Source organism: Flavobacterium sp. NLM, assembly GCF_002210235.1.
GTDB classification, from domain to species: domain Bacteria; phylum Bacteroidota; class Bacteroidia; order Flavobacteriales; family Flavobacteriaceae; genus Flavobacterium; species Flavobacterium panici.
This window is the reverse complement of the sequence record NZ_LIAC01000005.1, coordinates 333887-359493: the sequence shown is the minus strand read 5'-3', so window position 1 is coordinate 359493 and position 25607 is coordinate 333887. Positions and strand designations below refer to the sequence as shown.

The following is a 25607-nucleotide window of genomic DNA, read 5'->3' as shown; positions in this document are numbered from 1 at the left end:
AAGACTAAAAATAAAAAAATCCGCTTTCAGAAAAATCTGAAAGCGGAAAAATAAACTAAAAAAAATTCTAAAAATAAAAAATGAGATCAGGATTAAAATAAATCCGGATTGTATCCAAAATAGGGTACTCCTTGTTCGTTAAAAATAACGCCGTACTCTTCTAATTCCTTTAATATTGGTTCATAAACTTCTTTTTTTATTGGAAGCTGAACGCCCGGAGTTGTAATTTTTCCGTTTAAAATCAGCAAAGTTGCCATTGCAACCGGAAGTCCGACTGTTTTTGCCATTGCCGTATAAGTCTGATCGTCGCCAATACAAACCATTTTTGAATCGATTTGTTTTTTATCGCCGTTTAATTCATAACCAAATTTATGATACATCACGATCATATCTTTGTCATCTGGTTCAAGCGCCCAGCTGTCGGTTAAGATTTTTTCTAAAATTTGAGCCGGAGTCGCATTTGGCAGATTTACTTTTTTGTTTGGGTTGAATAAATCCAATTCTAAAAGCTTATCCCACATAATGTCGTCCTGATCGATTTTAAGAATAAAACGAGTTTTGATTTCAACAGAATCTGTTGGGTGATAAGGAAGAAATGAGTTCATAAATTGACGATAGCTCATGTTTTCAGAATCTTCGATAACATAACTGTCATCCGTCATTCCGAGCTGCACGAACATATTCCACGCTTTCGAAAAACCAACTCTTCTAATTGTTCCTCTATATAAGGTCAGGACATCATCAAGTCCGTAAATTGATCTGTATTTAAGCGAATCACGGTTGGAGTAGGCTTCAAATTTTCCGTAACCTTCGACTTCAAGAAATTCTGTCCGGCGAAATAATGCGCTGTACGGAATATATTTATAAGTGCCTTCCTGAATAAATTTTGCTGCTCCGCCTTGTCCGGCCAAAACCACATTTCGAGGCGCCCAGGTAAATTTATAATTCCATAAATTATTATCAGATTCCGGAGCGACTAAACCGCCGCAAAACGATTCAAACAAAAGCATTTTACCGCCTTTTGATGTGATTTCGTCAATAACTTTCATGGCGCTCATGTGGTCGATTCCCGGATCAAGACCAATTTCGTTCATGAAAATCAGGTTGTTCTTTTTCGCTTCTTCATCAAGAGCCTGCATCGCATCACTTATATAAGATGCGGTTGCAAGATGTTTTTTAAACTGCAGACAATCTTTTGCGATTTCGATATGTAAATGTGCCGGAAGCATCGAAATTACAATCGAAGCTTTTTCTATAGCGGCACGTCTTTCTTCTGTATTAAAAATATCTAAAGCAATTGGAGTTGCGTTTGGATGTTTTTGAGTTTTTTTCTCGGCTAAAGCCAAAGACAAATCGGCAACAACCAGATGCAGGTTTTCAGTTTCTGATTTTGCAAGTAAGTAACGAATCAGCGAAGATGCTGATCTGCCGGCTCCAATTATTAAAACGCTTCTCATAACTCTAATATTTAACACAAACATATTAAAATGTTATAAATATAACAAATATAATTTCAAAAATGATAATTATTTAATTCGTAAATCGAACAAAAAAGTCATTTTAAGAGCTGAAATATTTTAAAAACTAAAATGAATATTGAATAGGATGAAGTATTTTTGTTTGAAATTAAAAATCTGGAAAATATGAAAAGAAGAATAGTTTTAACTGGAGCCTTTATAGGAATGTTAGCCATTATTTTTGGTGCTTTTGGAGCCCATTTACTAAAGAAATATCTCGCTGTCGAAGAGTTAAACACTTTTGAAGTTGGTGTTCGTTACCAAATGTACCACGCTCTTTTTTTACTTTTTCTTTCAACCAGAAAAGACATCGCCGAAAAAACCTTAAAAACAATCTATAATTTAGTTGTTGCCGGTGTTGTTCTCTTTAGCGGATCTATTTATTTATTAGCTACTAAAAGTCTTACAGTTTTTGATTCTAAAATTATCGTATTCGCAACACCTTTGGGCGGATTCTTATTAATTATTGGCTGGGCGGTATTATTTCTTACTATTTTGAGGAAAAAATCATAAAATCCAGAAAAAAAAATTCTGTGTAAAAATTAATCTTTAATTTTGTCTCATAATTAACATATAACGTTACTTATGTGAATTTTTATTGCTTTTTATCTCCTTTGATAAAAAATATAACAATTTGCAAACTTGGACTTTACGTTTAAGAATAAGTAAAATTATACTTTGTTGCACCAAAAAATAACATACAACACAACATTAAATTTATGGACAATAACACACTTTTCGCGCAATCGATTTCGTTAAAAGAATTAGGAATAGAAAATGCAACGGTTCGTTACCAGTTATCAGCAGATGAACTGCATGCAATAACTGTGCAGTCAGGACAAGGTGTTGAGGCCTCTACAGGTGCTTTGGCAATTAATACAGGTGAATTTACAGGACGTTCTCCACAAGATCGTTTTATTGTAAAAGACAGCATTACAGAAGATAAAGTATGGTGGGGGAATGTAAATATTCCGTTTTCACCAGAAGCTTTTGAGAAATTATATAATAAGGTAACTAAGTTTTTATCAGACAAAGAGGTTTTTGTTCGTGATGCATACGTGTGTTCAGATCCAAATTACAGACTAAACGTTCGAGTTGTTACCGAAACAGCCTGGTCAAATTTGTTCTGTTATAATATGTTTTTGCGTCCGGAAGAAGCTGAATTGGCAAACTTTACTCCAGAATGGACTGTAGTTTGTGCTCCAAGTTTTATGGCAGATCCTGCTGTAGATGGAACACGTCAGTCTAACTTCGCTATTTTAGATTTTACTAAAAAAGTAGCTTTAATTGGCGGAACTGGTTATACAGGAGAAATGAAAAAAGGAATTTTCTCTGCTTTAAACTTCATTTTACCGGTTTTTGAAAATACATTACCAATGCATTGCAGCGCCAATGTAGGTAAAAATGGAGATACAGCTATTTTCTTCGGATTATCCGGAACAGGAAAAACAACTTTATCTGCAGATCCGGAACGTAAATTAATCGGAGACGATGAACACGGATGGACTGGCGAAAATACTGTTTTCAATTTTGAAGGCGGATGTTACGCTAAAGTAATCAACTTAACAGAAGAAAACGAACCGGACATTTACAGAGCGATCAAAAAAGGTGCACTTTTAGAAAATGTAGTTTTCAAAGCGGGAACTAAAGAAGTGGATTATGATGATGTTTCGATCACTCAAAACACTCGTGTAAGTTACCCAATAACACATATTGACAATATTCAGCCGGGTTCTATTGGTCATAACCCAAAAAATATATTTTTCCTTACAGCAGATTCTTTCGGAATTCTGCCTCCAATTTCAAGATTAACTCCAGGGCAGGCTGCTTACCATTTTATTTCTGGATATACAGCAAAAGTTGCCGGAACTGAGGCTGGAGTTACAGAACCACAGCCTAATTTCTCTGCTTGTTTTGGAGCGCCTTTTATGCCTTTACATCCAACAAAATATGCTGAAATGTTAAGCAAAAAAATGAAAGATGCTGATGTAAAAGTTTGGTTAATCAACACAGGATGGACTGGCGGTGCATACGGAACAGGAAGCCGTATGAAACTAAAATATACTCGCGCCATGATTACTGCTGCATTAAACGGAGAACTGGATAATGTAGAATATAAAAATCACGCAGTATTTGGAATTGCAAAACCACAATCTTGCCCTAACGTTCCTGAGGAAATTTTAAATCCTAGAAATACTTGGGAAGACAAAGATTTATACGATAAAAAAGCGCTGGAATTAGCTCAGAAATTCAAAGCTAATTTTGCCAAGTTTGAAGAGTTTGCAAATGCTGAAATCTTAGCAGGAGCACCGATTACAGAATAAAAGGAATTATTTAATTCAAATTAAAAAAGCTGTTCAGTTATGAACAGCTTTTTTTTAGTTTACAGTTTTTAGTCTCGATCTCAGTTTACGGTGTCACCCTGAGCGAAGTCGAAGGGCTTTTGCGTTGCGAGGGACTTCGACTTCGCTCAGCCTGACATTTAGTTTTCAGTCGCAGTTTCCAGTCTCAGTAAAAACTGAAAACTGCGACTGTGACTGAAAACTTATTTTTTAGCTTCATCAATACGTTTCTGGATCAAATCCCACGCATAATAATGAAACGTCATTCCGTTGCTCATGGCTACGAAAAGTCCGTTTTTGTAGTTTGGACCTAAGTTTACGCTTGTAACATCGGCACCGTCGCATTCAATTGTTGACGTTGGAACTTCTGCCAATAAAGTATGTTTGTTTGGATTTCCTTTTGCACCTTCTCTCGGATAAACCATAAAAGAATTTGCCTGCTGGTTTGAAACTAAAATATATCCTGTAGAATCGGTTGCTTTGTAAATCGCAATTCCTTCGTGATCTGCTTTGAAGTCCTTTTGACCAAAGAAAGCCAATTCTTTATTATCATTTAAAGCCGGATCAGCTTTGTATTTTCTAATGCCAACTTGCTCGTCACAATAGTAAACAAAACCTAATTCGTTATCAACGGCAATCGCTTCAATTTCTTTTTTACCGCTGTAAGTTCCAAATTTACGAACCACTTTTGCAGCAGCAAATTTTCCGTTTCCAGAAAGTTCATACTGCCATAAATAACTTCCTGTTGGACCCGTTTTTCTTCCCACAATAGCAAAAATCTTTTGATCGCTTGGGCGTGTGTATAAAGAAACTCCCATTGGATCTCTTTCTGTTTCGCCTTCAAAAACCGGAATTCCGCCGTTATCAATCGGTTCTAAATCAGGTAAACTGAAAATTCTAATTTTGTTGGTTTCACGTTCTGTCGTAACCGCAATATCTACTTTTTTTCCGTCGATGATTAATCCGTAAGCGATATCAACATTATTTGGACGTTGTAAAACAATTGATTTTTTAAGGATTTTTCCATTCAAATCAAAAGCATACAAACCGCCGTCTGTATCTTTGTCCGTTCCCACAATAATACTTTTTGTTGCATCTGTTGGATTAATCCATATTGAAGGATCGTCTGTATCGTGAGGCAAAGCTTCTGTAACCATTGTTGGTTTTACCGCATTTGGCTGAATTGGCGCTAATTTATCATCTTTACAAGCTGTAAATGAAAGGCTTAAAAATAAAAAAGCAAGTATAGATTTTTTGTTTTTCATTAGGTATTTTATTTTAAATGAAATTAGACAGAACGGCAAAGTCCTGTCTAATTTAAGAAATTTATAAATGGATTATTACAAGTCTAATTTCAATCCGAAATTGTAACGGGCTTGGTAATATTCTACTTGTTTTGTATGCGTTTCAATTCCTTGGTAGTAACGCAATGGCTGATTTGTTAAGTTATTCGCTTCGGCAAAAAGACGAAGTTTTGGCGTAATCTTGAAAGCAGCATTGGCATCTAAGAAAAACTGTTTGTCGTAATAACTGTCTTTATACGATTCTGAACCTAATTCATCTAAATAATCAGAAGTAAAGTTGGTTGAAATTCTTGCAGAAAAACGTTTGTTTTCCCAAGATAAAGATCCGTTAAACATATGTGGAGTAGTTCCCGGAAGGCTGATATCTTTTCTTTCGTTTCCATCTTCATCGGCAATTCCTTTTGCTTTAGATTTTGTGTACGTATAGTTTAAATAAACTGCAAAACCTTTTAAGAATTGACCCGGAAGAAAATCTAACTGACGTTGAAATGCGACTTCAAATCCGTAAACATCAACTGTATCACCATTTCGAGATTGTAAAAATGACCAGTTTTCACCCACCGGAATTGGGTTTGTCTGATTAGGGAAATCATTTGCAAATTTCACACTGTCGTATTCATTATCACTGTAGTTGTAAATGAAATCATTTAATCTTTTGTAGAAAACACCTCCGGAAATTAAACCAACAGATTTGAAATAATTCTCAGCCATGAAATCATAATTGTATGAGTATGTTGCATCAAGATCTGGATTTCCGGCTGTAATTTCTTTATCTGAAGCGATATTGTTTACATAAGGTGCTAATGCATAATAGTTTGGTCTTGCTAAAGCCGTAGTTGCAGCAGCTCTTAAAACTAAATCCTTAGTAGCATTATATTGAAAAGAAATACTTGGCAGTAAATTTGTGTAAGAGTTTGTCGTGTTGATTTTGCTTTCTAATTCTTCTTCATCCAAAACACGGTTTCCAGTATAATCAATATGTGTATTTTCCATACGGAAACCTAAAACCATAGAAAGTTTGTCGTTAAAATCCTGATCCCATCTTACGTAAGCAGCATAAATACGCTCTTTTGCATTGTAATTTACCGCTAAATATTCTGAAGGATTTGCTTCTTTATCAAATAAAGCTGCATTGTTTAAATCTAAACTTCCTAAAAAAGCAGCCGAAGCAAATGCTCCTGGAACATATTTACTTCCCGGATTAAATCCTTGTCCATCATAATAACTGTTTGGAACTTCAGATAATAATTCCATTCCGTCATTAACAGGTTCGTAAGAATAGAACATATTATTTCTTTCTTTTTCCTTCAAACGAAGTCTTAAACCTGTTCTCAATCTTCCTTTTTCTCCGGCAATTACCGAAAATGGAAAACGGATATTTACTTTTGCACCGAATTCACTTTCGCTGGTTTCGTCTGTATTTTCAGTAACTGAATCAAACTTGAATTCATCAGTTGATTCTCCCACAGTTGTCATTAAAGGAAATCTTGGATTAGATAAATCTTCAAACATTTCTAAACCTTTCTGACGATATTCGATATATCGCTCTCCCGGACGATATTCTCTAGCTTTCGCATAATTTGCAGACCAGTCTAAATCTAAACTGGAATTGATTAAATGCTCTCCGCGAAGAGAATAATTCTGCACTCTTTGATCTTCTAATCTTCTGTTTTTGTTTCTGCTATTATCTAAACCACCTTTTGTCTGACGTTTTACACGACCTTCAAAACCTGTAATTTGTTCACCATTATAAATAGGTTCAATATCATCATAAGTCGTTCTAAAACGGTTTTCTCTATCGTCTCTCCAGTTGTAAATTGCATTGGCAAAAATGGTATTGTTTTCATTAAATTTATAATCTAAAGCAACAGATCCGCTGCGGCGAATACGCTGTACATCATATTTTCTAATTTCTGAAGCCTGTAAATATTCATTCCCAAAATCATCTTTTACCCATTCGTTTTCTATGTTATCAGATCCGTAATCAACATTGTTATAAGAACCGCTAAATACAGCCCCTAATTTATTGTCGAAAAAACGATTTCCGTATACAAAACCTGCTGTGTAACTTGCGTGTTCACGAATTGGTAAATAACCTCCCGCAAGAGTTGCAGAAATTCTTTCCCCATTTGGAGTTGCTCTTGTAATTAAGTTTACAGAACCTCCAATAGCATCAGCATCCATATCTGAAGTCAACGTTTTATTTACTTCAATAGTCGAAATCATATCAGATGGAATTAAATCCATTTGCACGTTTCTGTTATCTCCTTCTGCAGAAGGAATTCTATCACCATTTAAAGTCACAGAGTTTAAAGACGGAGCCAAACCTCTAATAATAATATTACGAGCTTCACCTTGGTCATTTTGCATTGTAATTCCCGGAACACGTTTTAAAGCATCTCCAACGTTAGCATCTGGAAAACGACCCATTTGATCTGACGAAATTACGTTTCCGATGTTTTTATTGTTTTTTTGCTGATTCAGCGCTTTTGCCTGACCTTTTAAGATATCTCCAACAACAACTTCGTTTAATTCCGTTCCAGAAGTTTTAAGAGCAAAATCTAAAACATTGTTTTTACCTTGTTCAACAGTAATTTCATGAGTTATAGAAGTATATCCAATATATTTTACTTCAACTTTATAAGTTCCAACATTAATATTTAATAATTCAAAACGGCCGTTGTAGTCAGAAATCGTGTATTTGTTTTCTCCAACAATCTGGACCATCGCTCCCGGTAATGGAAGTTTGTCGTCTGCATCCAGCACTTTTCCGGAAATTATCGCTTTTTGCGCATAGCCCGAAACGGCTAAAAATAAGAACATTAATAATAAATTGATTTTTTTCATTGTGTGTTTAGTTTGATTCCTTGCGAAACTAGACTCTTAGTATTACTAAAACCCTTTAAAAAAATTAACATAGTGTTATGATTAGTCAGTTATTCCTTATTCTTATTAATGTTTAACTAACATTTAAGTCTCAAATAATTGATTTGCAGCTAAAAACAAATCGATATTTTGAACGTAATTGAAAATTTGGCGTTAAATTTGCCCTATCAATCACAATCAAAAATCATCAATCATGTTAAAACAATTTTTTATCCTTTGTTCCGGTGCCGACCGAGATTTATTAGAAGGATGTTCAGAAGGCGAACAAACCAAATATGTTGGTATTGGTGCCACCGTATTCTTTACTGCTGTAATGGCATTTTTAGCCAGTGCCTATGCGCTTTTCACCGTTTTTGACTCTATTTATCCTGCTTTAATTTTTGGATTTGTATGGAGTTTATTGATTTTTAATTTAGATCGTTTTATCGTTTCTACAATTAAAAAGAGAGACCGCTTTATGGATGAATTTCTGCAGGCGACTCCGCGTATTATGCTGGCGATTATTATTGCTATTGTAATTTCGAAACCTTTGGAAATTAAAATTTTCGAAAAAGAAATCAATACCGTTTTATTGAAAGAGAAAAACGAAATGGAATTAGCCAATAAAAAACAAATTGGAACGTATTTCAAAACAGATTTAGATAAAAATAAAGCTGAGATTGCAGCTTTAAAAGAGGATATTGTAAAGAAAGAAAAAGAAGTAAACGCTCTTTATTCTACTTATATTACAGAGGCTGAAGGAACTGCCGGAACTAAAAAATTAGGGAAAGGCCCGGTTTATAAAGAAAAACGCGAAAAACACGATGCATCTTTAAAAGAATTTGAAACGCTGAAAAAGACAAACGAAGCTAAAATTGCCGAAAAAGAAAAAGCAGGCAAACAACTTCAAGCGGATTTAGATAAAAAAGTTTCGCAGACACAGCCAATTATCGAAGGTTTCGACGGATTAATGGCGCGTATAAATGCGTTAAATAAATTACCATGGCTTCCGTCATTTTTTATAATGTTGTTGTTTTTAGCGATTGAGACATCTCCAATTATTGCCAAATTATTAGCACCAAAAGGAGAATTCGATTTCAAACAAGAAGAAGCCGAAACAGCAATGAAAGCTACTTTGGAACAAAACAAATACCAGCGTGAATTATTAATGAAAACAAGTGCAGAAATGCATGACAGAGTATACGCTGATATTGCCGAAGATAAAGGCTTGTATGATTTACAGCGAAAAAATGCAAAGGAGTTATTAGAACTGCAATCGCATAACTTTTTAGACAAACAAAAGGCTACGCTTTAGTCTAAAGTTGGAAAGTCAAAAGTCTTAAAGTCAAAGTACAGACTTAAAAAGATAAAGCCAGAAATAGAATTTTTCTATTTCTGGCTTTTTTATTTTAGACAAAGTCAAAAGACTTTATGACTTTCGACTTTCCAACTTTAAGACTTATTACATATAACTTAAAATCTCTTTTTTATAAGCATCATATTCTCCCTGCATAATTAAACCATTGTCAAGAAGTTTTTTGTAATTCTGTAATTTATCAAAAAGTTCTTCTTTAGATAATTCGCTTAATTTGCGATCTCCGGTTGAAGGCTGTGCTGGCTGAATTGGTTCAAAAGTTTCAGTATATACTGGAGCTGCTGGTAAAATTTCAGCAAAGTTGGTTACTTCTTCTGTTTCAACTTCTTCAACCTCTTCTGTTTCCTCTTCAAAAACAGGTTCAACAACTTCCTGAACTGGCGCTCCTGCAGAAACTGGATTTTTCAATAAATCCAATTGTTCTTTAGCGTAAGTATAAATTTTTCTAGCCTGGATTTTCGGAATATAATCAATAGAAACAGCTAAATCTGTTTTTGTACCAAATGAAAATTCAGAACCTAAGATATTTTCTTTTACAAAAGTACTTGCAATATCATCCCAAGTATAATCTGTAAAATCCATAGAAAGACCTAAATTTTTAGGTTTACAGATAATGATACGTTTGTTTGTTAATACAATACTATCAGGAAAAACAGTAATTGCAGGTTTTTTTTGCACTGCGATGTATCCAACTTCTTCGCCTTTCATCAATAAATCGTTGAGTTTTGAAGTGATTTTTTCAATCGCTTTTGGATCTTGTTCTTCGTTTAGAAATTTTTTAAATTGTTCTTTCATGGTTGTATAAGTTGCTAAGTTATATAGTAACTAAGTTGCTAAGTTTTTTTTCTTACCGTGCAAATGTAATGCCTAATTTTCTAATTCGATAATTTCATTCTGAATTTTCTTTGTCAAACTTTTGAAAACCAATTCATACGAATGATCTATCAATTCTTTGACAAATTTATCTGGAAGATTTCCGTTTAATGCAACCGTATTCCAATGTACTTTACTCATATGAAATCCCGGTTTTATCTCATCATATTCAGCTCTGAGTTCCTGTGCGCGGTCTGGATCACATTTTAAATTCACCGAAGCTTCATTTTTTTCCCATTGAGATAAAGAAGATAAAGCAAACATTTTACCGCCTACTTTAAAAACCAAAGTATCTTCATCAAAAGGAAAATGTTCGCTTGCGCATTTTTTTGAAAGACAATATTCGTAAAACGTTTCTAAATTCATATTATTTATTATTTACCAATTTCACCTAAATGTGTGTATTTAAAACCCTTTTCATATTTTAAACCGTAACCAAAAACACGATCCATTGCCGAATGTGAAAATAAAATAATTCCGGCTAATTGTAAACTTTCAATACTTAAATAATATCCTAAAGCATAAATTAAAAGCGCAATTCCTTTATGATGAAAGAGGTTATAGAAAAATGCGCCCGTTTTATTGCCAAAAACATATCCAATCATAGATAAATCCGGAGCCAATATTAAAACTAAAAACCACCACCAATCGTAATTTAAACGGTTAAAAAGAAATATTCCCAGAATAAATAAAGCAGTTTCTTCGAGTTTAATAATTGTGTTCATCATACTATTTTTTCCATCATTTTTTCTGGATGATTCAGTTTTGTAAATCCAAATTTCTCGTATAAAAAGTGAGCGTCACTTGTCGCCAATCTCCAAATTTTGACATCTTTAAGTTGCGGTTCATTCATCATCGTTTCAATTAAAATCGACGAATATCCTTTTCCGCGATGTTCTTCGGTTATAAAAACATCCATTAAATATGCAAAAACAACATAATCGGTAATCACACGTGCAAAGCCAATTTGCTTGTCGTTTAAATAAATTCCAAAACAAATTGAAGCATCAATTGTTGTCTGCACTTCTTCAATAGTTCGTCCCGCTGCCCAATAAATATCTTTTAAAAAGTTTTGTATAAACGGAACGTCGAGTTTGGTTTTATCTGTTGAAACAGTTATCATTTTAATTTTAGATTTTAGAGTTCAGATTTTAGATTTTTTTTGCCACGACCCGAGCGATAGCGAACAGGCGAAGCAATTTCACGAATTTTCACTAATTTCTTTTTTTTTATTTTGCCACAGATTAAAAAAATTTACACAGATTTAATCATTTTTAATCCTTTAATCCGTGGCAAAAAAGCAGGATTAATTCGTGAAAATTCGTGAAATTCGTGGCAACCTTTAAATTTTATATAGTATTGGTTTGCTCGGGCTTGCATCATTTTCAAACGAAGTGATTTGAAGATTTAGTATATAATTTCCATCTTCAATTTTGTCAGGAACATAAATCATTTCGGTTATTGTTGCATTCAATCGCGCATCAGTATTTAGATTAATGGTGTCTTTTACATTCCAAAACGCTTTATGCGCTAATAATTTTCCCTCATCGTGTTCTTTATCAACACTTGGTAAATCGATCAATAAATGCTGAATTTCGCTTTCGCGGATGAAAATCGCAGCTTCCTCAGACAAATATGGCGGATTTGTATTCGAATATTTTCTTGATTTTTTATCTTTTTGATTTGGTATTGTCCTAATAATTAAAGCCTCGTTTGTCACGCTGAGCGAAGTCGAAGCGCTCAACGCTTTTTGAACTTGCTCTTTTGAAATAACGAAATCCTCATCGATTTCCTCAGGCTCAACCGTAATCAACTTAGCAAAAAAGAAAAACTTTTTAAGCGATTGATTAATGCTGAAAAAATCATTCGTAATATGTCCCAAACATTCCGTGTGCGTTCCATGCCCATGCGGATTAAAGAATATATTATTAAAATTTGTAGATGATTTTCCTTCTGAAACTTTCCCAATCCAGTCGCCAAAAACTACGGGTTCAATAACTGGTTTTTCGATATACCAGGCAATTGGGTTTTCGTCTGTATTTGTTAAAGGGATAGAGATATCAATAGGTTTTGATAAGTCAATTTCGAAGTTGTTAATTTTGGCTAACACAAGTTTAGGTTTTATGCCGCAAAGACGCTAAGTCACAAAGTTTAATTGATTTGCGCCTTTGTGCCTTCGTGGCTAATTTTAGTCTTCCAAATTTAAATAAAACAGATCACTTGCAATTCCATCCGTTAAAAATTTTCCTTTTGGAGTTGGTTTTAAGATGTTATTTTCAATAGAAAGCAAATCGTCGTTTAAAAATTTCTGAGATTGTTTTTCTAGATAATTCAAATATTCCAAACCAAATTCGTTTTCAATTCTTTCTAAAGAAACGCCCCAAATTGTTCGTAATCCCGTCATAATATATTCGTTATAACGATCTGAAACGGTTAAAACTTCAGTTTCTATTGGAAGTTCATCGTTTTGAATTGCTTTTAAATACAATGAATTATTAGCAATATTCCAGCCTCTTTTTATTCCATCATAACTATGTGCAGAAGGCCCAATTCCGATATATTTTTTCCCCAGCCAATAAGCCGAATTGTTTTTAGAGAAATAATTCTCTTTTCCAAAATTGGATAACTCATAATGAATAAAGCCATTTTTTTGAAGTGTTTCGACCAAAATCATAAAATGATTCAAAGCCGCTTCGTCTTGAGGTTCAGCAATTTTTCCGGTTTGAATTAATTTGCTCAAAGCTGTTTTTGGTTCAACCGTCAAAGCATAACTCGAAATATGCGGAATACCAAAACTCAAAGCTGTCTCGATATTTTGTTTCCACATTTCGTCGCTCATTCCCGGAATTCCGTAAATCAAATCAAGTGAAATATTATCAAAATACTTTGTCGCTTCTTCCAAGCATTTTTTGGCTTCCGCCGAATTATGAGCGCGATTCATCATCTTCAAATCTTCTTCATAAAAAGACTGAATCCCAATACTTAATCTATTTATCGGACTTTTAGATAATTCCAAAATTCGCTCAGTAGATAAATCATCCGGATTTGCTTCAAGAGTAATTTCTGGATTTTCTGAAACTTTATAGTTTTTATAAACTTCTGAAATTAAAAAGTTGATTTCGTCATTTGATAATACAGAAGGCGTTCCGCCTCCAAAATAAATGGTTTCAATTTCGTTGTCACTTCGAGCGGAGTCGAGAAGCTCGAATTCGTTTTTGCGCATAGCAATTTCTTTGGCCAAAGCCAAAACCATTTCGTCTTTCTTTTTCATCGAAGTCGAAAAATGAAAGTCGCAATAATGGCAAGCTTGTTTGCAAAAAGGAATATGGATGTAGATGCCGCTCATTTTTTAGTGTTCAGTGTTCAGGTTTTCAGTGTTCAGATTTTAGTATTTAGTGATTAGTTTTTTAGTGATCAGCTTTTTTTAGAGACTGACCACTAAAAAACTGACCACTGATTACTCTTTCCTGACTCCAAACTTTTCCGGGTTTAAAAGCATATAATTTAATAATTTACCTATTTCAATACTTTCGGATAAAAGTTCATTATAGGATTCGTTTGAAATATATTTACAAGCTAAAGCAAATTCCAGCCAAACTTGTGTTTCAGAATTTTCACCATCAGAGTCAGTTAATTTACTATAAAAATGTTTTGGGTAAATGCGTTTCCTGTAAGCTTCGGCAATAGTAACCGGAACACTTCTAGATGAACGCCTAATTTGATCGGTTAATGAATAAGTTTCCTCTTTTGGAAATTGCTTTGTAATATTAAATATCTTCATCGCTAAAGAAAAAGACTTTTTGTAAGCTAATAAATCTTGAAATCTCATTATGTTTTTTACTCAAAACGAAATATTTGTAAGAAAATTACAAAAAAATATTTTTTAGACTTAACAACTGAATACTAAAATCCTGTACACTGAATACCAAATCTGATCACTAAAAATCTGACCACTGACCACTATTTTCTAATCTTATCCTCGTTCTGTTTCACAAAAGCATCCCAGCCCGTATAACTTTTTCCAGCCACAATTTTTCCTGAATTAAAGAAATGACAAACCGCAGCCGCCAAACCATCTGTCGAATCAAGGTTTTTAGGTAATTCTTTTAAACCTAAAAGTTGTTGCAGCATTTTGGCAACTTGTTCTTTACTGGCATTTCCGTTTCCGGTAATCGCCATTTTTATCTTTTTTGGTTCGTACTCCGTAATCGGAATATCTCTTGAAAGTCCCGCGGCCATTGCAACGCCTTGTGCACGGCCCAACTTCAACATCGACTGCACGTTTTTACCAAAGAAAGGTGCTTCAATCGCGATTTCATCTGGATGGTGCGTTTCAATTAATTCAATGGTTCTTTCAAAAATGATTTTTAGTTTTTGGTAATGATTGTCGTATTTGGACAATTGCAATTCGTTTAACTGCAAAAATTCCATTTTTTTGTTGATGACCCTAATTAATCCAAAACCCATAATTGTGGTTCCGGGGTCAATTCCTAATATGATGCGTTCTTTTGTCATTTATTGTTGGGTTACACAAAGTCTCGCTAAGTTACCGCAGAGATTCACAAAGTTTTTATATCTATGTGTGTCTTTGTGAATTCTTTGTGAATCTTTGTGAAATAGCATTTTCGCAATACTTTTGCTTACTTTTGCGGCATGATTTCAATTCCTCACAAAGCTAAGCAATTCCTAGTTCTTCTGGTCAAACTTTTGATTGTAGGCGGTGCATTTTATTTTATTTACGATCAGCTGGCAAATAACGACAAACTCGACTGGCAGAAGTTCATTGTTTTGTTTCAAAAAAATCAATCGGTTTTAGGGATTTCGTTTATATTGCTTTTGAGTGTTTTGAATCGTTATTTTGAGATTTTGAAATGGCAGAATCTTGCCAAAGTAATCCATGAGATTTCGGGTTATGAAGCCACAAAGCAGGTTTTAGCTGCCTTAACTGCTGGAATTTTCACGCCAAACGGAGTAGGAGAGTACGCCGGAAAAGCATTGTATTACCCAAAAAGTGAAGTAAAAAAAGTAGTTTTCCTAAACTTAATCTGCAACGGAATCCAGATGATTTTGACGGTTATTTTCGGAATATTTGGATTGATGTATTTCAATGCACAATACAATGTTATTACATCAAAAACGGTTGCTATTTTGTTTGGAGGATTTATTGTGATTTTGATTGTTTTGTTTTCTCTGAAAAAAATCAAAATTAAAGGCTATTCCATTGAAAAACTGATTCATAAAATCAATGAAATTCCGAAATCTGTTCACCAAAAAAATATTCTTTTAGGAGTTTTACGATATTTAGTTTTCTCACATCAATATTACTTTTTATTTCTGGCTTTTGATGTTGATTTGCCTTATCTAACTTTAATGGCAGCAGTTACATCAGTCTATTTTTTAGCTTCCTCTTTACCAACCTTTCAATTTTTAGATTTTGCGGTAAAAGGAAGCGTTGCTATTTATTTCTTCGGAATTCTGGGCGTAAACGAATGGATCGTAGTTTTTATAAGCACCTTAATGTGGTTTTTAAACGTCGTTTTACCAGTAGTTTTGGGAAGTTATTTTGTGCTGAATTTTAAAACCAAAAACGCAGCATGATTTTCGGTTTATTCGAAATATTGACCATTTATATAATAAGTATCGGTTCACTTATTCAGGGCTTTTTTAAAGTGAAAAACTATCAAAATAAAGGTTTAACTCCAATGACGAGTTTTACAATTATAGTTCCATTTCGAAACGAAGCCGAAAATCTTCCCATTCTTTTAAATAGCTTTTCAAACTTAAATTATCCAACAGATTTATTTGAAGTAATTTTAGTTGATGATTCTTCAAATGAGAAATTCCAAATTTTAAATTCCAAATTCCAAATTTCGATAGTTGATAATATTAGGAATTCAAATTCTCCTAAAAAAGATGCCATTACAACTGCAATGCAGCACGTAAAAACCAATTGGGTAATTACAACAGATGCCGATTGTATTGTTCCTAAAAACTGGCTTTTGACTTTCGATAATTATATTCAGGAAAATAAAGTTTCAATGCTTGCCGGTGCGGTTTCGTATGAATGTGAAAATTCATTTCTGCATCATTTTCAGCAGTTAGATTTAACAAGTCTGCAAGGCGCAACAATTGGCAGTTTTGGTTTGGGCAAAGGTTTTATGTGCAACGGAGCAAATTTTGCCTACACAAAATCATTATTTGAAAACTTAAATGGTTTTGATGGAAATGATAAAATTGCCAGCGGAGATGATGTTTTTTTGCTACAAAAAGCAATCGAAAAATTCCCAAATGAAGTTCATTATTTAAAAGCCCAAGAAGCAATCGTAATTACAAAACCAACCGAAAACTGGAAATCTTTATTTTACCAAAGAGTTCGCTGGGCAGCAAAAACAAGTTCTTATAAAAGTACGTTTGGAAAGTTTTTAGGAATAATTGTTTTCTTCGGAAATCTAAGTTTTGTAATCGCATTTTTCTTATTTCTTTTAAGAATTTGGCATTATCCATTCTTCGTTTTATTTGCTTTTTTAAAGTTCACAACGGACTTTATTCTGCTCTATAAAACCAATCAGTTTTTGACCAAAACCAGAATTAAAAGCCTTTTATTAAGTAGTTTATTGTATCCTTTTTTCAGCTCAACAGTAGCTTTGTATAGTTTATTTGGTTCGTACGAATGGAAAGACCGACGCTTTGTAAAATAGGTTAAAAACCATATAAGTTATATAAGAGATTTAAGTAAAACTTCACATCAAGTTTAAATGACCTTAAATCACTTATATGGTGAAAAAAAACTATTCTTTAGCTTTAATAATTACAGGTAAAGTAAATTGTGTTTTTACAGGAAGACCGCGTTTTATAGCCGGATTTACTTTAGGAAAATCAACTAAACGCGCATGCAGAATGCTGTCAATTCTAATAGTGTCATAAGCAACAGAATCTTTTTGAAATTCAGGCTCGAATTTCATTTTTGAATTAGGAAAAACAGTCACTTTTACCTGTATAGTATCAAGATCAGGATATAAAATAGATAAACTGTCAACGTTTAGTTTTTCCTGAATAAGCTGAGACATTACATCAAAAAAGCACTTTTGACGCAGTTTTTTATCATTAATTGTCTCGCATTCAGCAACAGTAGGATATTCGTCGACCTCTTTCCAGTTTATAGATTTTAATTCCTTTTGAAGTAATTCTTTTTCAGAAGGAACCTTCTTCTCAAAATATTGACAAGAATTAAAAAATAGTAAAAAAATAAAAAATGAAAACTGCTTCAAGGCTTTGATGTTGAATTGGATAAATTAAACTGAAGTATAAAAATACAATTATTTTTTTTGAGATTCTTTGTATTCTAAATAATCTTCATACCTTTCTGAAAGCCAATGTTCTTTATTTTGTGCAGCAACTTCCTTTTGATCGGGATATAATTTTGCAAGGCGGTCAGAAAAGGTCGCAATTTGAACCGTATAATTGTAAAATTCGGTTTTTGTTAAAAGAACATCGGGATCATTTTTACGAGTAAAAAATTCAAAGAAAAGAGTATCAAATTCTTTCATAGAAAAGTTTAGTATCTTCTTCTTGTTGCTTTTATAAATACTGTCCTGTAGTAATTGATCGTCGATGGAAAGTTTTTTAGTTTGCGCACATGTAGTATTGATTGAAAAAATCAATGACAACAAAAGGATAAATTGCAAATAAAGGCGCATTTTTAATTTTTATAAAAGTTTGTAAGGGCAAAATTACAAAAATATATGGATTTACTATTATTTACGTTAGGTTTTATATGTATGATTGTGGGTATTTTAGGCAGTTTTTTACCTGTTTTGCCTGGTCTTACAAGCTGCTGGGTAGGCTTACTGCTGTTGAATTTAACAAAAGCAGTCGAAAATAATTACTGGCTTTTAGGAATCACACTTGTACTCACTATAATCATAACCGTTTTAGATTATATAATTCCGGCAAAAGGCACCAAAAAATTTGGGGGAAGTTCTTACGGCGTGTGGGGAACAAACATTGGATTAATTGTTGGAATCCTGGCTCCAATACCTTTTGGAGTTATAATTGGGCCATTTGTAGGAGCATTAGTTGGCGAATTAATTTACGATTCAACAAATCATAAACGTGCCTTTAAAGCCGCCACAGGATCACTTTTGGGTTTCCTTGCGTCGAGTTTTATAAACTTTTTATTCTGTATCATATACTTCGGAATTTTTTTACACACCACATGGGAATATCGAAACATATTGTTTTAATTATGTAACAAATAATTAGCTTTTTTCTTATTTTTCGTTTTTTTTAAGAAAAATTGGAATTTTTTTAAGAAGATATTTCAGTTTGTTTTGATTACGAAAGGGTTATATTTACTGGTATACAGCGTTTTTTCTGTTAAAGGCCTAACAATCTAACGTGTAAATTCTTCACTTATTTTTTGGATATGTTAAAATATTTTATATTTTTATCCTGATAAACGATAAAAAGCCCCACTTTATCGATTATTTTGAATGAGTATAAATTATTATCTAATAAGTTATGAGTATGACCCCAAACCTACAAATTGAGCTTAGACGTTTTATTTCTTCTAACGTTGTTTCAAAACTAAATAAATTTTATTTTGAAAATGATGCACTCCTGATAAAGGGAATTGATGTTTCGATTGGTACAGTTTTAATGGGTCTCTACAATAAGGCTGAAGAATCAGGATTTTATAAAGAAGTTGTCTCACTAATTGAAGATAATTCCGGATTTTACCAGGAAGTCGATTTTACCTCAGGAAGAATTTTATCAGTTGACGACTGTTATCGTTTAGAAGGAAATTCACTGCTAAAAGAAATCTTCGCCAACAAAAAAGGCAGAATTTCTGAAATGATTTCAAACGAAGTCGGCATCAAAAGCGAAACGGCCCGCGAAATACTTAACTTCTCTGCACTACTAGTAGTCTCTTATCTTAAAAATAATATCCAATTACTTGACAGTTTAAAATTACTGTTAGAAGAACAAAAAAGAGACATTTTAAACAGCATTCAGCCAGGAATCAAAATCATCTTAGGATTTTCATGTTACGAATCTGTTGAAGACAAAAATCAAAACATCGGAAGATCAATCTTTACACTTTTCGGACATAACTTTTTTAGTTTCTGAATAAAAAAAATCCCATTTTACAAAGTAAAACAGGATTCAAATGTATTTGATGTTTAATTTGAAAGTTTAGTTTCTTACGAATTTTTCAAATTAATAACTTCTTGATCTGTCAAAAAGCGCCAGTTTCCTCTAGGAAGATTCTTCTTAGTTAAGCCAGCAAAAGCAACGCGGTCAATACGCAAAACATCATAATCAAAGTGTTCGAAAATAGCACGAACCACTTTTACATTAGATGATTTTAGTTTAAGGCCAACTTCACTTTTTGCCTCTTTTTCAATATAGCTAACCTCTTCAACAAACACACGATGTCCGTCAAGAACTAAGCCTTTACTGATTTTTTCTAAATCCTCAAATTTCAAGTTTTTATCTAAAGAAACCTGATAAATTTTAGAAGATTTCTGATTCGGTAAAGTAAACTTACGAATCATGTCAGTATCGTTAGTAAACAATAACAATCCAGTTGTATTTTTGTCCATTCTTCCCACTGCAGCAATTTTTGCATTGGTAGAACCACGTACTAGTTCCAGAACGTTACGATATTCCTGACCTTCATCAAGAGCAGTTGTAAAGTTTTTAGGCTTGTTTAGTAAGATATATTCTTTCTTTTCAGGAGTTAAAACAACGCCGTCAAAATTTACAACATCATTTAATTTTACTAAATACCCCATTTCAGTAACCGGAACACCATTTACTTTCACGTTTCCAGACTGAATATATATATCAGCATCACGACGAGAACAAACCCCAGAATTTGAGATATATTTGTTCAAACGAATTTCGTCAGAAGCCTTTTGTCTCTTAGCCGGCTGATTTTGTTTTCTAATTTTTTCAGCTGCTGCTTCCTGCGCTGCCTTAACTTCAGGTTTCACTTTTTTAGGCCCTTGCGCGCGCTTAGCCATAGGAGGTTTTGGCTTGCTTGAGTTTGATCTTGAGCTATTTGGTCTCGATCCGCCTCTTTTATTATTGCCTTCCTTATTGTTCATAAATTCTGTAATTTGTGCAAAGATAGTTTTTTCCTGCTAATAAATCTTAAGTTCAATGTTCTTAGATTGATAGCATTCAATTTTAAGATGATTTGAAGCATCACAATTGGCTTTTTTTAGACATTAGTTCCCGCTTTCCGTTTCAATCTTTTATGGCGAACCCCGCCATAAAAGGATTTCCACTTCAATCGGGGCTAGAATTCAAACAATAGGCTTCTTTTAAATATTTGGTTATTGCGCAAAGCAACACAAAGAAAAATCGGCAAGAAATAAAATAACCAGCGAAAACCCGTTCAACCCGTAAAATCAGCGGGCCAATCTAAAATGTAGAAATCAATTGACGTCCGTGCCACAAAACGCTCGGATTAATCAAAACAATGCAGAAAACTCCCGAAACAATCAAAAATTTCAATACGTTATGCAGTAATAAAAATTGCTCTTTAGAATTCGATCTCCATAAATAAAGCAGAAAAAAAAGTAAAACTAGAAAGCATACATAAAAGTAAATATCCATATAACCAACATCATAAATATTCACCAAGATATAAACCGGAATTACCGTTAAAAATGTCAAAACCGTAATAATTTGTTTTGAAACCTTTTCGTTATACGTAATTGGAATAGTGTGATAATCATTGGCCAAATCCCCTTTCAAGTTCTCTAAATCCTTTATCATTTCCCGAATCAAAAGCAATAAAAACAAAAACATGGCGTGTGCCGAAATTACTGCAAAATGACTTCTGTGATTCTCAATTTCTTCAAAAGAAATAGAATTATAGAAATACAATAAAATCGCAAAAAATGGAATTACAGCCATAAATGCAGCAGTCAAATTCCCAACTATTGGATATTTCTTTATTTTATGAGAGTAAAACCAAATCAGGAAAATATAAGCCGAAAAGAATAAAAAAGCGCGCCAGGAAACAATTGAAGCCATTAAAACCGCCAGAAAATTCAGGCTGAAATAAACCGTCAGTTTTGTTTTCTGACTCACCAATCGATCCAGCATAGATTTGTTAGGTCGATTGATTAAATCTTTTTGACTGTCGTAAAAATTATTGATAATATAACCCGAAGCAATCGTAACTGCCGAAGCAAATACAATTAAAAATAAATAAAAATCCAGCAGTATATCCAACGCTCTTTTTTCTGGAGCCAAAATAAAAATCGCTGATAAATATTGCGCTAAAACAATAATGGGAATATTGTAGCCGCGTACCACAGAAAACAAACTAACAATTTTCATTACTAAAAGTTTGTGCTGTCTGCTTAACATAAATTATTGTGGTGTTGGATTAGATTAAGGGAAGTTAAAGGATATTTTTGAAACCCGAAATTTAGAGTTTGTTTTTTAACAATTCTTTAGAGCCAAAACCTAGTTTTCGAATGCAGGCCAAGGCTTCTTTTTGTGTCATATCAATTTCTTTAATGTCTTTCTTTTCTACAAAACAAACAGAACCGCTCCAAGGATTTGGTGCATCCGGAATAAAAACAGTAAAGTTGTTTTCATTTATTTGTTCTATCAAAAAGGCAAATTGCCAGCCGGCATCTGTAGGAACTAAAACAACTTTTAAATCCTGTTTCGATTCAAGTCCCATAATATTTTCATTCATGCTTTTCATAAATGAATATCCGGGAACAAAACTTAAAACGCCATTTTCTAATTTATGAATCAGGTTTTTGGCACCGGCAGTTCTGGCCAGTAAACCCGCTGAAAAACAAATAAGAATTAAGATTATGGTTCCAACAAGTTCCTGAAGTGCAATTCCTAAAACGTGTACTCTTGGCAGAAAATTTACAAGCGGAAGTGTGACTTTTTGAATGATGCCATATCCTTTTTCAAGAATAATGAGCAGTACAACTAAAGGTGCTAAAAACAGAATTCCTCCTAAAAAAGTTGCTTTAATTATTTTTAAAATGCTTTTCATAATAAATAACTTTTTAGGATGAATACTTATGAAAATCGACTCAAATAATTTCGGCTTTTAAGAGTTAAAACTGATAAACTACTTCTAGCTTATAATCTTTTAATGAGGCTTTTGCGCGTTCAAGATCTTCAGTGAAGCCAAGAATATAGCCGCCGCCTCCAGAACCGCAAAGTTTTAAGTAATAATCGTTTGTGTCAATTCCATTCTGCCAGATTCCGTGAAATTGTTCCGGAATCATTGGTTTGAAATTGTTTAAAACAACTTTTGAAAGCTTTTTAGTATTGGTAAACAGAGACTTCATGTCGCCATGTAAAAAGTTTTCTACACAAGCGTCAGTGTATTTTACGAATTGGTTTTTAAGCATAGTACGGAAACCTTTATCTTTTAGGTTTTCCATAAAAATATTAACCATTGGAGCTGTTTCTCCAACAATTCCAGAGTCTAATAAAAATACAGCACCTTTTCCGTCAAAACTTTGAGTCGGAATTCCGGTTGCTTCAATATTATCTTTAGAATTAATTAAAATCGGGATACTCAAATAGCTGTTTAACGGATCTAAACCAGAACTTTTTCCGTGGAAAAAACTCTCCATTTGAGAAAATATATTTTTTAACTGTAATAGTTTTTCACGAGTTAAATTCTCTAAAACCGTGATTTTGTTTGTAGCATATTTATCATAAATAGCCGCTACAAGTGCACCGCTGCTTCCAACGCCGTATCCTTGCGGAATACTTGAATCAAAATACATTCCGGTTTCGACATCATTTTTAAGAGCTGCTAAATCGAAAGTAACCAATTCTGGTTGCTGTGTCTGTAAAACTTCAAGATAAGCTGCAAAACTTTGTAAACTTTTATTTGATGCAATTGCTTCTGCCGAAGGTTCTTCAGACTTCTTCAACGCACCATTGTAAAAATTATAAGGAATAGAAAGTCCTTTAGAGTCGCGGATAATTCCGTATTCTCCAAAGAGTAATATTTTTGAGTAAAATAAAGGTCCTTTCATGATTTATTTTATATCTTTTTTTATTTTATTTGGGTCTTGTCTGGTGTCGAAAACAGTATGAATTCTAACTTCATTTGAACCAAAACTATACAAGAGACTTGATTGCTTTGTTATAACACATTTTCGATATTTTTTATTTATTGATGATTTAGGAAAAACTTCAGGATTCATACTAATTATTGAAATTGCTTTTTCAAATTTCACTAAATATATTTCTTTCGATTTTTTCGACCATCTGGCTTCAATAAAATTTAAAACAGCATCTAAATTCTTTTCAGCTGTTTTTGAAAAATGTACTTTAATATCCACTATTTGTACTTTTTCATCACATCTTCAAAGCTTGTAAATTCTCCTCTTTCAAATTCTAATTCACTTTGAGCAACATCTTCTTTTTGCTCCTTGCTTAAATCATCCCACCAATCTTTTTTCATTTCCGTCAGCATTTTTCCAACCGCTTTAATGATTAATGGATCATTTGTTTCTTCCAGTATTTTTATCACTTTAAGCTTTTCTAATTGAATGTCCATATCAAAAAATTTAACTAAAGATACGGAAAATTATAATGCAATTGATCCGCTCCCAATTTTGTCGCAAATATACTGACGATTCTGACAAAACACAACTAATTTGTCCTGAATAAATTGTAATACTTTTTCGCTAACGTTTTCGGGATAAAGAACATGCACATTTGCACCGGCATCAAGCGTAAAACAAACCGGAATCTGGGTTTCTTGTCTAAATTTCCAGATGGCATTTATGATTTCCAGTGTGTTTGGTTTCATTAAAATAAAATACGGCATCGATGTCATCATCATGGCGTGTAAAGTCAATGCTTCACTTTCTACAACTTTAATAAATTCGTCTAAATTTCCGTTTTCAAAAATGGTAATTAATTTATCCAGATTTTCGTGTGCCTGAGCAAAACGTCTTTCAGCATAAGGATGATTGTGCATTAAATCGTGTCCCACGGTACTTGAAACTTGTTTTTCACCTTTATCAACTAATAAAATAGTATCTTGATAATTCTTAAAATTCTCATGAATCGTGTACGGAAATTCAACACCAAATAAATCAGTGCTTTCTTCAATATTTGCCTGATTTCCCCAAACAACAACATTTCCTTTTACACTTCGACAGGCGCTTCCTGAACCTAAACGAGCTAAAAACGAAGCTTTTTGATAAAAGTATTCATCTGTCATTTCCGGATTCAGCAATTTCTCCAAACTCATAAAATTCATTGCCAAAGCAGCCATTCCCGAAGCCGAAGACGCAATTCCTGAACTATGCGGAAATGTATTTTGTGTATCAATTGTAAAATGATAGTCTTTTAAAAAGGGCAGATAAACTTCAACTCGTTCTAAAAACTTCTTAATTTTAGGCTTGAAATCTTCTTTTGGTTTTCCTTCAAAAAGTAAATCAAAAGAAAAACCATCTGTCACGCTGAGCGAAGTCGAAGTATCTCGTTTTTCAAACCCTAATTTCGTAATCGTTTTACAATTATTTAAAGTAAAACTCACCGAAGGATTAGCTGGAATTTGATTGTCTTTTTTTCCCCAATATTTAACTAACGCAATATTGCTGGGAGCGCTCCATTCAAAGTTTCCGTTTTCGATTGTTGAAGTATATAGATTTGGAATAAAATCAGCTGCTGTAAACATGAAATATAAATTTTGGCAAAGATAGTTTTTAAAATATTTCACCATATAAGTTATATAAGAAATTATAAGCAAGCTTTGCTAAATGAACTTATATAACTTATATGGTTTCCAAATATCTTTTGATTATTTTTGGATACAAAATTTGATAAAATGAATAAGACCGTAAAAATTATTATAGCTTTAATTATTTGTTTAGCAGTAGGATATTCTGCAAGTGTAGTAACAAGACCGAGTGTAGAAAGCTGGTATCCAACAATTGCGAAACCAGTTTTTAATCCGCCAAATTGGATTTTTATGCCAGTTTGGACTACACTTTATATTTTTATGGCGATTGCCGCGGCACTTGTTTGGGATAAAATAAAAGAGCAAACCGAAAAAGTGAAAACGGCACTTCTGTTCTTTTTGATTCAATTAACGCTCAATGCGATTTGGTCTTATTTATTCTTCGGATTAAAAAATCCGCTTTTGGCTTTAATTGAAATTGTTCTTTTATGGCTGATGATTTATGAAACGTATTTAAAATTCACCAAAATCAATAAAATCTCAGGTTATTTGTTAATTCCGTATTTAGCGTGGGTTGCATTTGCGACGATTTTGAATGCTAGTATTTGGTGGTTGAATAAGTAAAAT

The 25607-nt window shown here is 33.3% G+C and carries 28 protein-coding genes; 8 read left to right on the top strand and 20 right to left on the bottom strand.

The features are described from left to right. Window positions 1-92 precede the first annotated feature (92 nt). On the bottom strand, window positions 93-1457 hold the full coding sequence (locus tag APR43_RS08640; protein ID WP_053469956.1) for a saccharopine dehydrogenase family protein: 1365 nt from the start codon (window positions 1455-1457) through the stop codon (window positions 93-95). A 186-nt stretch (window positions 1458-1643) separates the two neighbouring features. Between APR43_RS08640 and APR43_RS08635 the strand changes: the two genes are divergently transcribed. Further along, entirely contained in the window at window positions 1644-2030 is a 387-nt protein-coding gene (locus tag APR43_RS08635) for a DUF423 domain-containing protein (protein ID WP_053469957.1), read from the top strand. Window positions 2031-2236: 206 nt separating this feature from the next. Then, entirely contained in the window at window positions 2237-3841 is a 1605-nt protein-coding gene (gene pckA / locus APR43_RS08630) for a phosphoenolpyruvate carboxykinase (ATP) (RefSeq protein WP_053469958.1), read from the top strand. A gap of 221 nt (window positions 3842-4062) precedes the next feature. Here the strand turns inward: pckA and APR43_RS08625 are convergent, their stop codons facing one another. After that, complete coding sequence (locus APR43_RS08625; RefSeq protein WP_053469959.1) at window positions 4063-5124, bottom strand: phytase; 1062 nt, start codon at window positions 5122-5124, stop codon at window positions 4063-4065. 75 nt (window positions 5125-5199) lie between these two features. Next, entirely contained in the window at window positions 5200-8010 is a 2811-nt protein-coding gene (locus APR43_RS08620; RefSeq protein WP_053469960.1) for a TonB-dependent receptor, read from the bottom strand. Between the two features lie 232 nt (window positions 8011-8242). Here APR43_RS08620 and APR43_RS08615 point away from each other — a divergent pair, with 232 nt between their 5' ends. Next, entirely contained in the window at window positions 8243-9343 is a 1101-nt protein-coding gene (locus APR43_RS08615) for a DUF4407 domain-containing protein (RefSeq protein WP_053469961.1), read from the top strand. A 147-nt stretch (window positions 9344-9490) separates the two neighbouring features. On the opposite strand, the gene APR43_RS08610 is transcribed toward APR43_RS08615, so the two are convergent. The 8 genes from APR43_RS08610 to ruvC form a co-directional block, all read right to left on the bottom strand. Next, window positions 9491-10198, bottom strand: coding sequence for a PH domain-containing protein (locus APR43_RS08610; protein ID WP_053469962.1), 708 nt, complete (start codon window positions 10196-10198; stop codon window positions 9491-9493). A 72-nt stretch (window positions 10199-10270) separates the two neighbouring features. After that, window positions 10271-10642 carry an MmcQ/YjbR family DNA-binding protein gene (locus APR43_RS08605; RefSeq protein ID WP_053469963.1) on the bottom strand — a complete coding sequence of 124 codons (372 nt, stop codon included), beginning with the start codon at window positions 10640-10642 and terminating at the stop codon, window positions 10271-10273. A gap of 8 nt (window positions 10643-10650) precedes the next feature. Beyond that, complete coding sequence (locus tag APR43_RS08600) at window positions 10651-11001, bottom strand: DUF4260 domain-containing protein (protein ID WP_053469964.1); 351 nt, start codon at window positions 10999-11001, stop codon at window positions 10651-10653. Next, on the bottom strand, window positions 11001-11399 hold the full coding sequence (locus tag APR43_RS08595) for a GNAT family N-acetyltransferase (protein ID WP_053469965.1): 399 nt from the start codon (window positions 11397-11399) through the stop codon (window positions 11001-11003). The genes APR43_RS08600 and APR43_RS08595 overlap by 1 nt, the downstream gene beginning before the upstream one ends. Before the next feature lie 219 nt (window positions 11400-11618). Beyond that, window positions 11619-12386, bottom strand: coding sequence for a cyclase family protein (locus APR43_RS08590; protein ID WP_053469966.1), 768 nt, complete (start codon window positions 12384-12386; stop codon window positions 11619-11621). 78 nt (window positions 12387-12464) lie between these two features. After that, window positions 12465-13622 (bottom strand): radical SAM family heme chaperone HemW, encoded by a 1158-nt coding sequence (gene hemW / locus APR43_RS08585; RefSeq protein ID WP_053469967.1) that lies wholly within the window; start codon window positions 13620-13622, stop codon window positions 12465-12467. Between the two features lie 111 nt (window positions 13623-13733). Next, window positions 13734-14105, bottom strand: coding sequence for a four helix bundle protein (locus tag APR43_RS08580; RefSeq protein WP_053469968.1), 372 nt, complete (start codon window positions 14103-14105; stop codon window positions 13734-13736). A gap of 131 nt (window positions 14106-14236) precedes the next feature. Next, window positions 14237-14791, bottom strand: a complete 555-nt coding sequence (gene ruvC / locus APR43_RS08575) for a crossover junction endodeoxyribonuclease RuvC (RefSeq protein ID WP_053469969.1) — start codon at window positions 14789-14791, stop codon at window positions 14237-14239. A gap of 138 nt (window positions 14792-14929) precedes the next feature. On the opposite strand from ruvC, the gene APR43_RS08570 reads away from it, so the two are divergent. Then, window positions 14930-15874 (top strand): lysylphosphatidylglycerol synthase domain-containing protein, encoded by a 945-nt coding sequence (locus APR43_RS08570; RefSeq protein WP_053469970.1) that lies wholly within the window; start codon window positions 14930-14932, stop codon window positions 15872-15874. Beyond that, on the top strand, window positions 15871-16974 hold the full coding sequence (locus APR43_RS08565; RefSeq protein WP_053469971.1) for a glycosyltransferase family 2 protein: 1104 nt from the start codon (window positions 15871-15873) through the stop codon (window positions 16972-16974). Before APR43_RS08570 ends, APR43_RS08565 begins: the two co-directional genes overlap by 4 nt. A 90-nt stretch (window positions 16975-17064) precedes the next feature. Here APR43_RS08565 and APR43_RS08560 read toward each other — a convergent pair whose 3' ends face one another. Further along, window positions 17065-17544 carry a hypothetical protein gene (locus APR43_RS08560; RefSeq protein WP_053469972.1) on the bottom strand — a complete coding sequence of 160 codons (480 nt, stop codon included), beginning with the start codon at window positions 17542-17544 and terminating at the stop codon, window positions 17065-17067. A 48-nt stretch (window positions 17545-17592) separates the two neighbouring features. Beyond that, window positions 17593-17823, bottom strand: coding sequence for a hypothetical protein (locus APR43_RS08555; protein WP_053469973.1), 231 nt, complete (start codon window positions 17821-17823; stop codon window positions 17593-17595). Between the two features lie 195 nt (window positions 17824-18018). Here APR43_RS08555 and APR43_RS08550 point away from each other — a divergent pair, with 195 nt between their 5' ends. Together APR43_RS08550 and APR43_RS08545 are read left to right on the top strand one after the other, a co-directional pair. Beyond that, on the top strand, window positions 18019-18519 hold the full coding sequence (locus tag APR43_RS08550) for a DUF456 domain-containing protein (protein ID WP_053469974.1): 501 nt from the start codon (window positions 18019-18021) through the stop codon (window positions 18517-18519). A 283-nt stretch (window positions 18520-18802) separates the two neighbouring features. Further along, window positions 18803-19405, top strand: coding sequence for a DUF937 domain-containing protein (locus APR43_RS08545; protein ID WP_053469975.1), 603 nt, complete (start codon window positions 18803-18805; stop codon window positions 19403-19405). A 74-nt stretch (window positions 19406-19479) separates the two neighbouring features. Here the strand turns inward: APR43_RS08545 and APR43_RS08540 are convergent, their stop codons facing one another. From APR43_RS08540 to APR43_RS08510, 7 genes are all read right to left on the bottom strand, one after another. Then, window positions 19480-20388 carry a pseudouridine synthase gene (locus tag APR43_RS08540; protein ID WP_053469976.1) on the bottom strand — a complete coding sequence of 303 codons (909 nt, stop codon included), beginning with the start codon at window positions 20386-20388 and terminating at the stop codon, window positions 19480-19482. 319 nt (window positions 20389-20707) lie between these two features. Continuing rightward, the gene (locus tag APR43_RS08535) at window positions 20708-21664 is read right to left on the bottom strand and encodes a geranylgeranylglycerol-phosphate geranylgeranyltransferase (RefSeq protein ID WP_053469977.1); all 957 of its coding nucleotides are present in this window, start codon (window positions 21662-21664) and stop codon (window positions 20708-20710) included. A 61-nt stretch (window positions 21665-21725) separates the two neighbouring features. Then, window positions 21726-22316 carry a DUF502 domain-containing protein gene (locus APR43_RS08530; RefSeq protein WP_053469978.1) on the bottom strand — a complete coding sequence of 197 codons (591 nt, stop codon included), beginning with the start codon at window positions 22314-22316 and terminating at the stop codon, window positions 21726-21728. A 64-nt stretch (window positions 22317-22380) separates the two neighbouring features. Then, window positions 22381-23319 (bottom strand): mevalonate kinase, encoded by a 939-nt coding sequence (locus APR43_RS08525; RefSeq protein WP_053469979.1) that lies wholly within the window; start codon window positions 23317-23319, stop codon window positions 22381-22383. Window positions 23320-23322: 3 nt separating this feature from the next. Next, window positions 23323-23628 carry a type II toxin-antitoxin system RelE/ParE family toxin gene (locus APR43_RS08520; RefSeq protein ID WP_053469980.1) on the bottom strand — a complete coding sequence of 102 codons (306 nt, stop codon included), beginning with the start codon at window positions 23626-23628 and terminating at the stop codon, window positions 23323-23325. Beyond that, window positions 23628-23846 (bottom strand): hypothetical protein, encoded by a 219-nt coding sequence (locus APR43_RS08515; protein WP_053469981.1) that lies wholly within the window; start codon window positions 23844-23846, stop codon window positions 23628-23630. The genes APR43_RS08520 and APR43_RS08515 overlap by 1 nt, the downstream gene beginning before the upstream one ends. A gap of 30 nt (window positions 23847-23876) precedes the next feature. After that, a complete protein-coding gene (locus tag APR43_RS08510) occupies window positions 23877-24977 on the bottom strand; it encodes a diphosphomevalonate/mevalonate 3,5-bisphosphate decarboxylase family protein (protein WP_053469982.1) in 1101 nt (366 codons plus the stop codon). Between the two features lie 150 nt (window positions 24978-25127). Here APR43_RS08510 and APR43_RS08505 point away from each other — a divergent pair, with 150 nt between their 5' ends. Further along, on the top strand, window positions 25128-25604 hold the full coding sequence (locus tag APR43_RS08505; protein WP_053469983.1) for a TspO/MBR family protein: 477 nt from the start codon (window positions 25128-25130) through the stop codon (window positions 25602-25604). The last annotated feature ends 3 nt before the right edge of the window (window positions 25605-25607 follow it).

Coding starts and splice junctions, on each gene's coding strand:
- APR43_RS08635 (WP_053469957.1), top strand. CDS start 1,644: ATGAAAAGAAGAATAGTTTTAACTGGAGCCTTTATAGGAATGTTAGCC.
- pckA (WP_053469958.1), top strand. CDS start 2,237: ATGGACAATAACACACTTTTCGCGCAATCGATTTCGTTAAAAGAATTA.
- APR43_RS08535 (WP_053469977.1), bottom strand. CDS start 21,664: ATGTTAAGCAGACAGCACAAACTTTTAGTAATGAAAATTGTTAGTTTG.
- APR43_RS08570 (WP_053469970.1), top strand. CDS start 14,930: ATGATTTCAATTCCTCACAAAGCTAAGCAATTCCTAGTTCTTCTGGTC.
- APR43_RS08545 (WP_053469975.1), top strand. CDS start 18,803: ATGACCCCAAACCTACAAATTGAGCTTAGACGTTTTATTTCTTCTAAC.
- APR43_RS08600 (WP_053469964.1), bottom strand. CDS start 11,001: ATGAACACAATTATTAAACTCGAAGAAACTGCTTTATTTATTCTGGGA.
- APR43_RS08540 (WP_053469976.1), bottom strand. CDS start 20,388: ATGAACAATAAGGAAGGCAATAATAAAAGAGGCGGATCGAGACCAAAT.
- APR43_RS08555 (WP_053469973.1), bottom strand. CDS start 17,823: ATGAAAGAATTTGATACTCTTTTCTTTGAATTTTTTACTCGTAAAAAT.
- APR43_RS08595 (WP_053469965.1), bottom strand. CDS start 11,399: ATGATAACTGTTTCAACAGATAAAACCAAACTCGACGTTCCGTTTATA.
- APR43_RS08615 (WP_053469961.1), top strand. CDS start 8,243: ATGTTAAAACAATTTTTTATCCTTTGTTCCGGTGCCGACCGAGATTTA.
- APR43_RS08525 (WP_053469979.1), bottom strand. CDS start 23,319: ATGAAAGGACCTTTATTTTACTCAAAAATATTACTCTTTGGAGAATAC.
- APR43_RS08510 (WP_053469982.1), bottom strand. CDS start 24,977: ATGTTTACAGCAGCTGATTTTATTCCAAATCTATATACTTCAACAATC.
- APR43_RS08505 (WP_053469983.1), top strand. CDS start 25,128: ATGAATAAGACCGTAAAAATTATTATAGCTTTAATTATTTGTTTAGCA.
- APR43_RS08605 (WP_053469963.1), bottom strand. CDS start 10,642: ATGAATTTAGAAACGTTTTACGAATATTGTCTTTCAAAAAAATGCGCA.
- APR43_RS08640 (WP_053469956.1), bottom strand. CDS start 1,457: ATGAGAAGCGTTTTAATAATTGGAGCCGGCAGATCAGCATCTTCGCTG.
- APR43_RS08565 (WP_053469971.1), top strand. CDS start 15,871: ATGATTTTCGGTTTATTCGAAATATTGACCATTTATATAATAAGTATC.
- APR43_RS08530 (WP_053469978.1), bottom strand. CDS start 22,316: ATGAAAAGCATTTTAAAAATAATTAAAGCAACTTTTTTAGGAGGAATT.
- APR43_RS08550 (WP_053469974.1), top strand. CDS start 18,019: ATGGATTTACTATTATTTACGTTAGGTTTTATATGTATGATTGTGGGT.
- APR43_RS08610 (WP_053469962.1), bottom strand. CDS start 10,198: ATGAAAGAACAATTTAAAAAATTTCTAAACGAAGAACAAGATCCAAAA.
- hemW (WP_053469967.1), bottom strand. CDS start 13,622: ATGAGCGGCATCTACATCCATATTCCTTTTTGCAAACAAGCTTGCCAT.
- ruvC (WP_053469969.1), bottom strand. CDS start 14,791: ATGACAAAAGAACGCATCATATTAGGAATTGACCCCGGAACCACAATT.
- APR43_RS08620 (WP_053469960.1), bottom strand. CDS start 8,010: ATGAAAAAAATCAATTTATTATTAATGTTCTTATTTTTAGCCGTTTCG.
- APR43_RS08515 (WP_053469981.1), bottom strand. CDS start 23,846: ATGGACATTCAATTAGAAAAGCTTAAAGTGATAAAAATACTGGAAGAA.
- APR43_RS08625 (WP_053469959.1), bottom strand. CDS start 5,124: ATGAAAAACAAAAAATCTATACTTGCTTTTTTATTTTTAAGCCTTTCA.
- APR43_RS08580 (WP_053469968.1), bottom strand. CDS start 14,105: ATGAGATTTCAAGATTTATTAGCTTACAAAAAGTCTTTTTCTTTAGCG.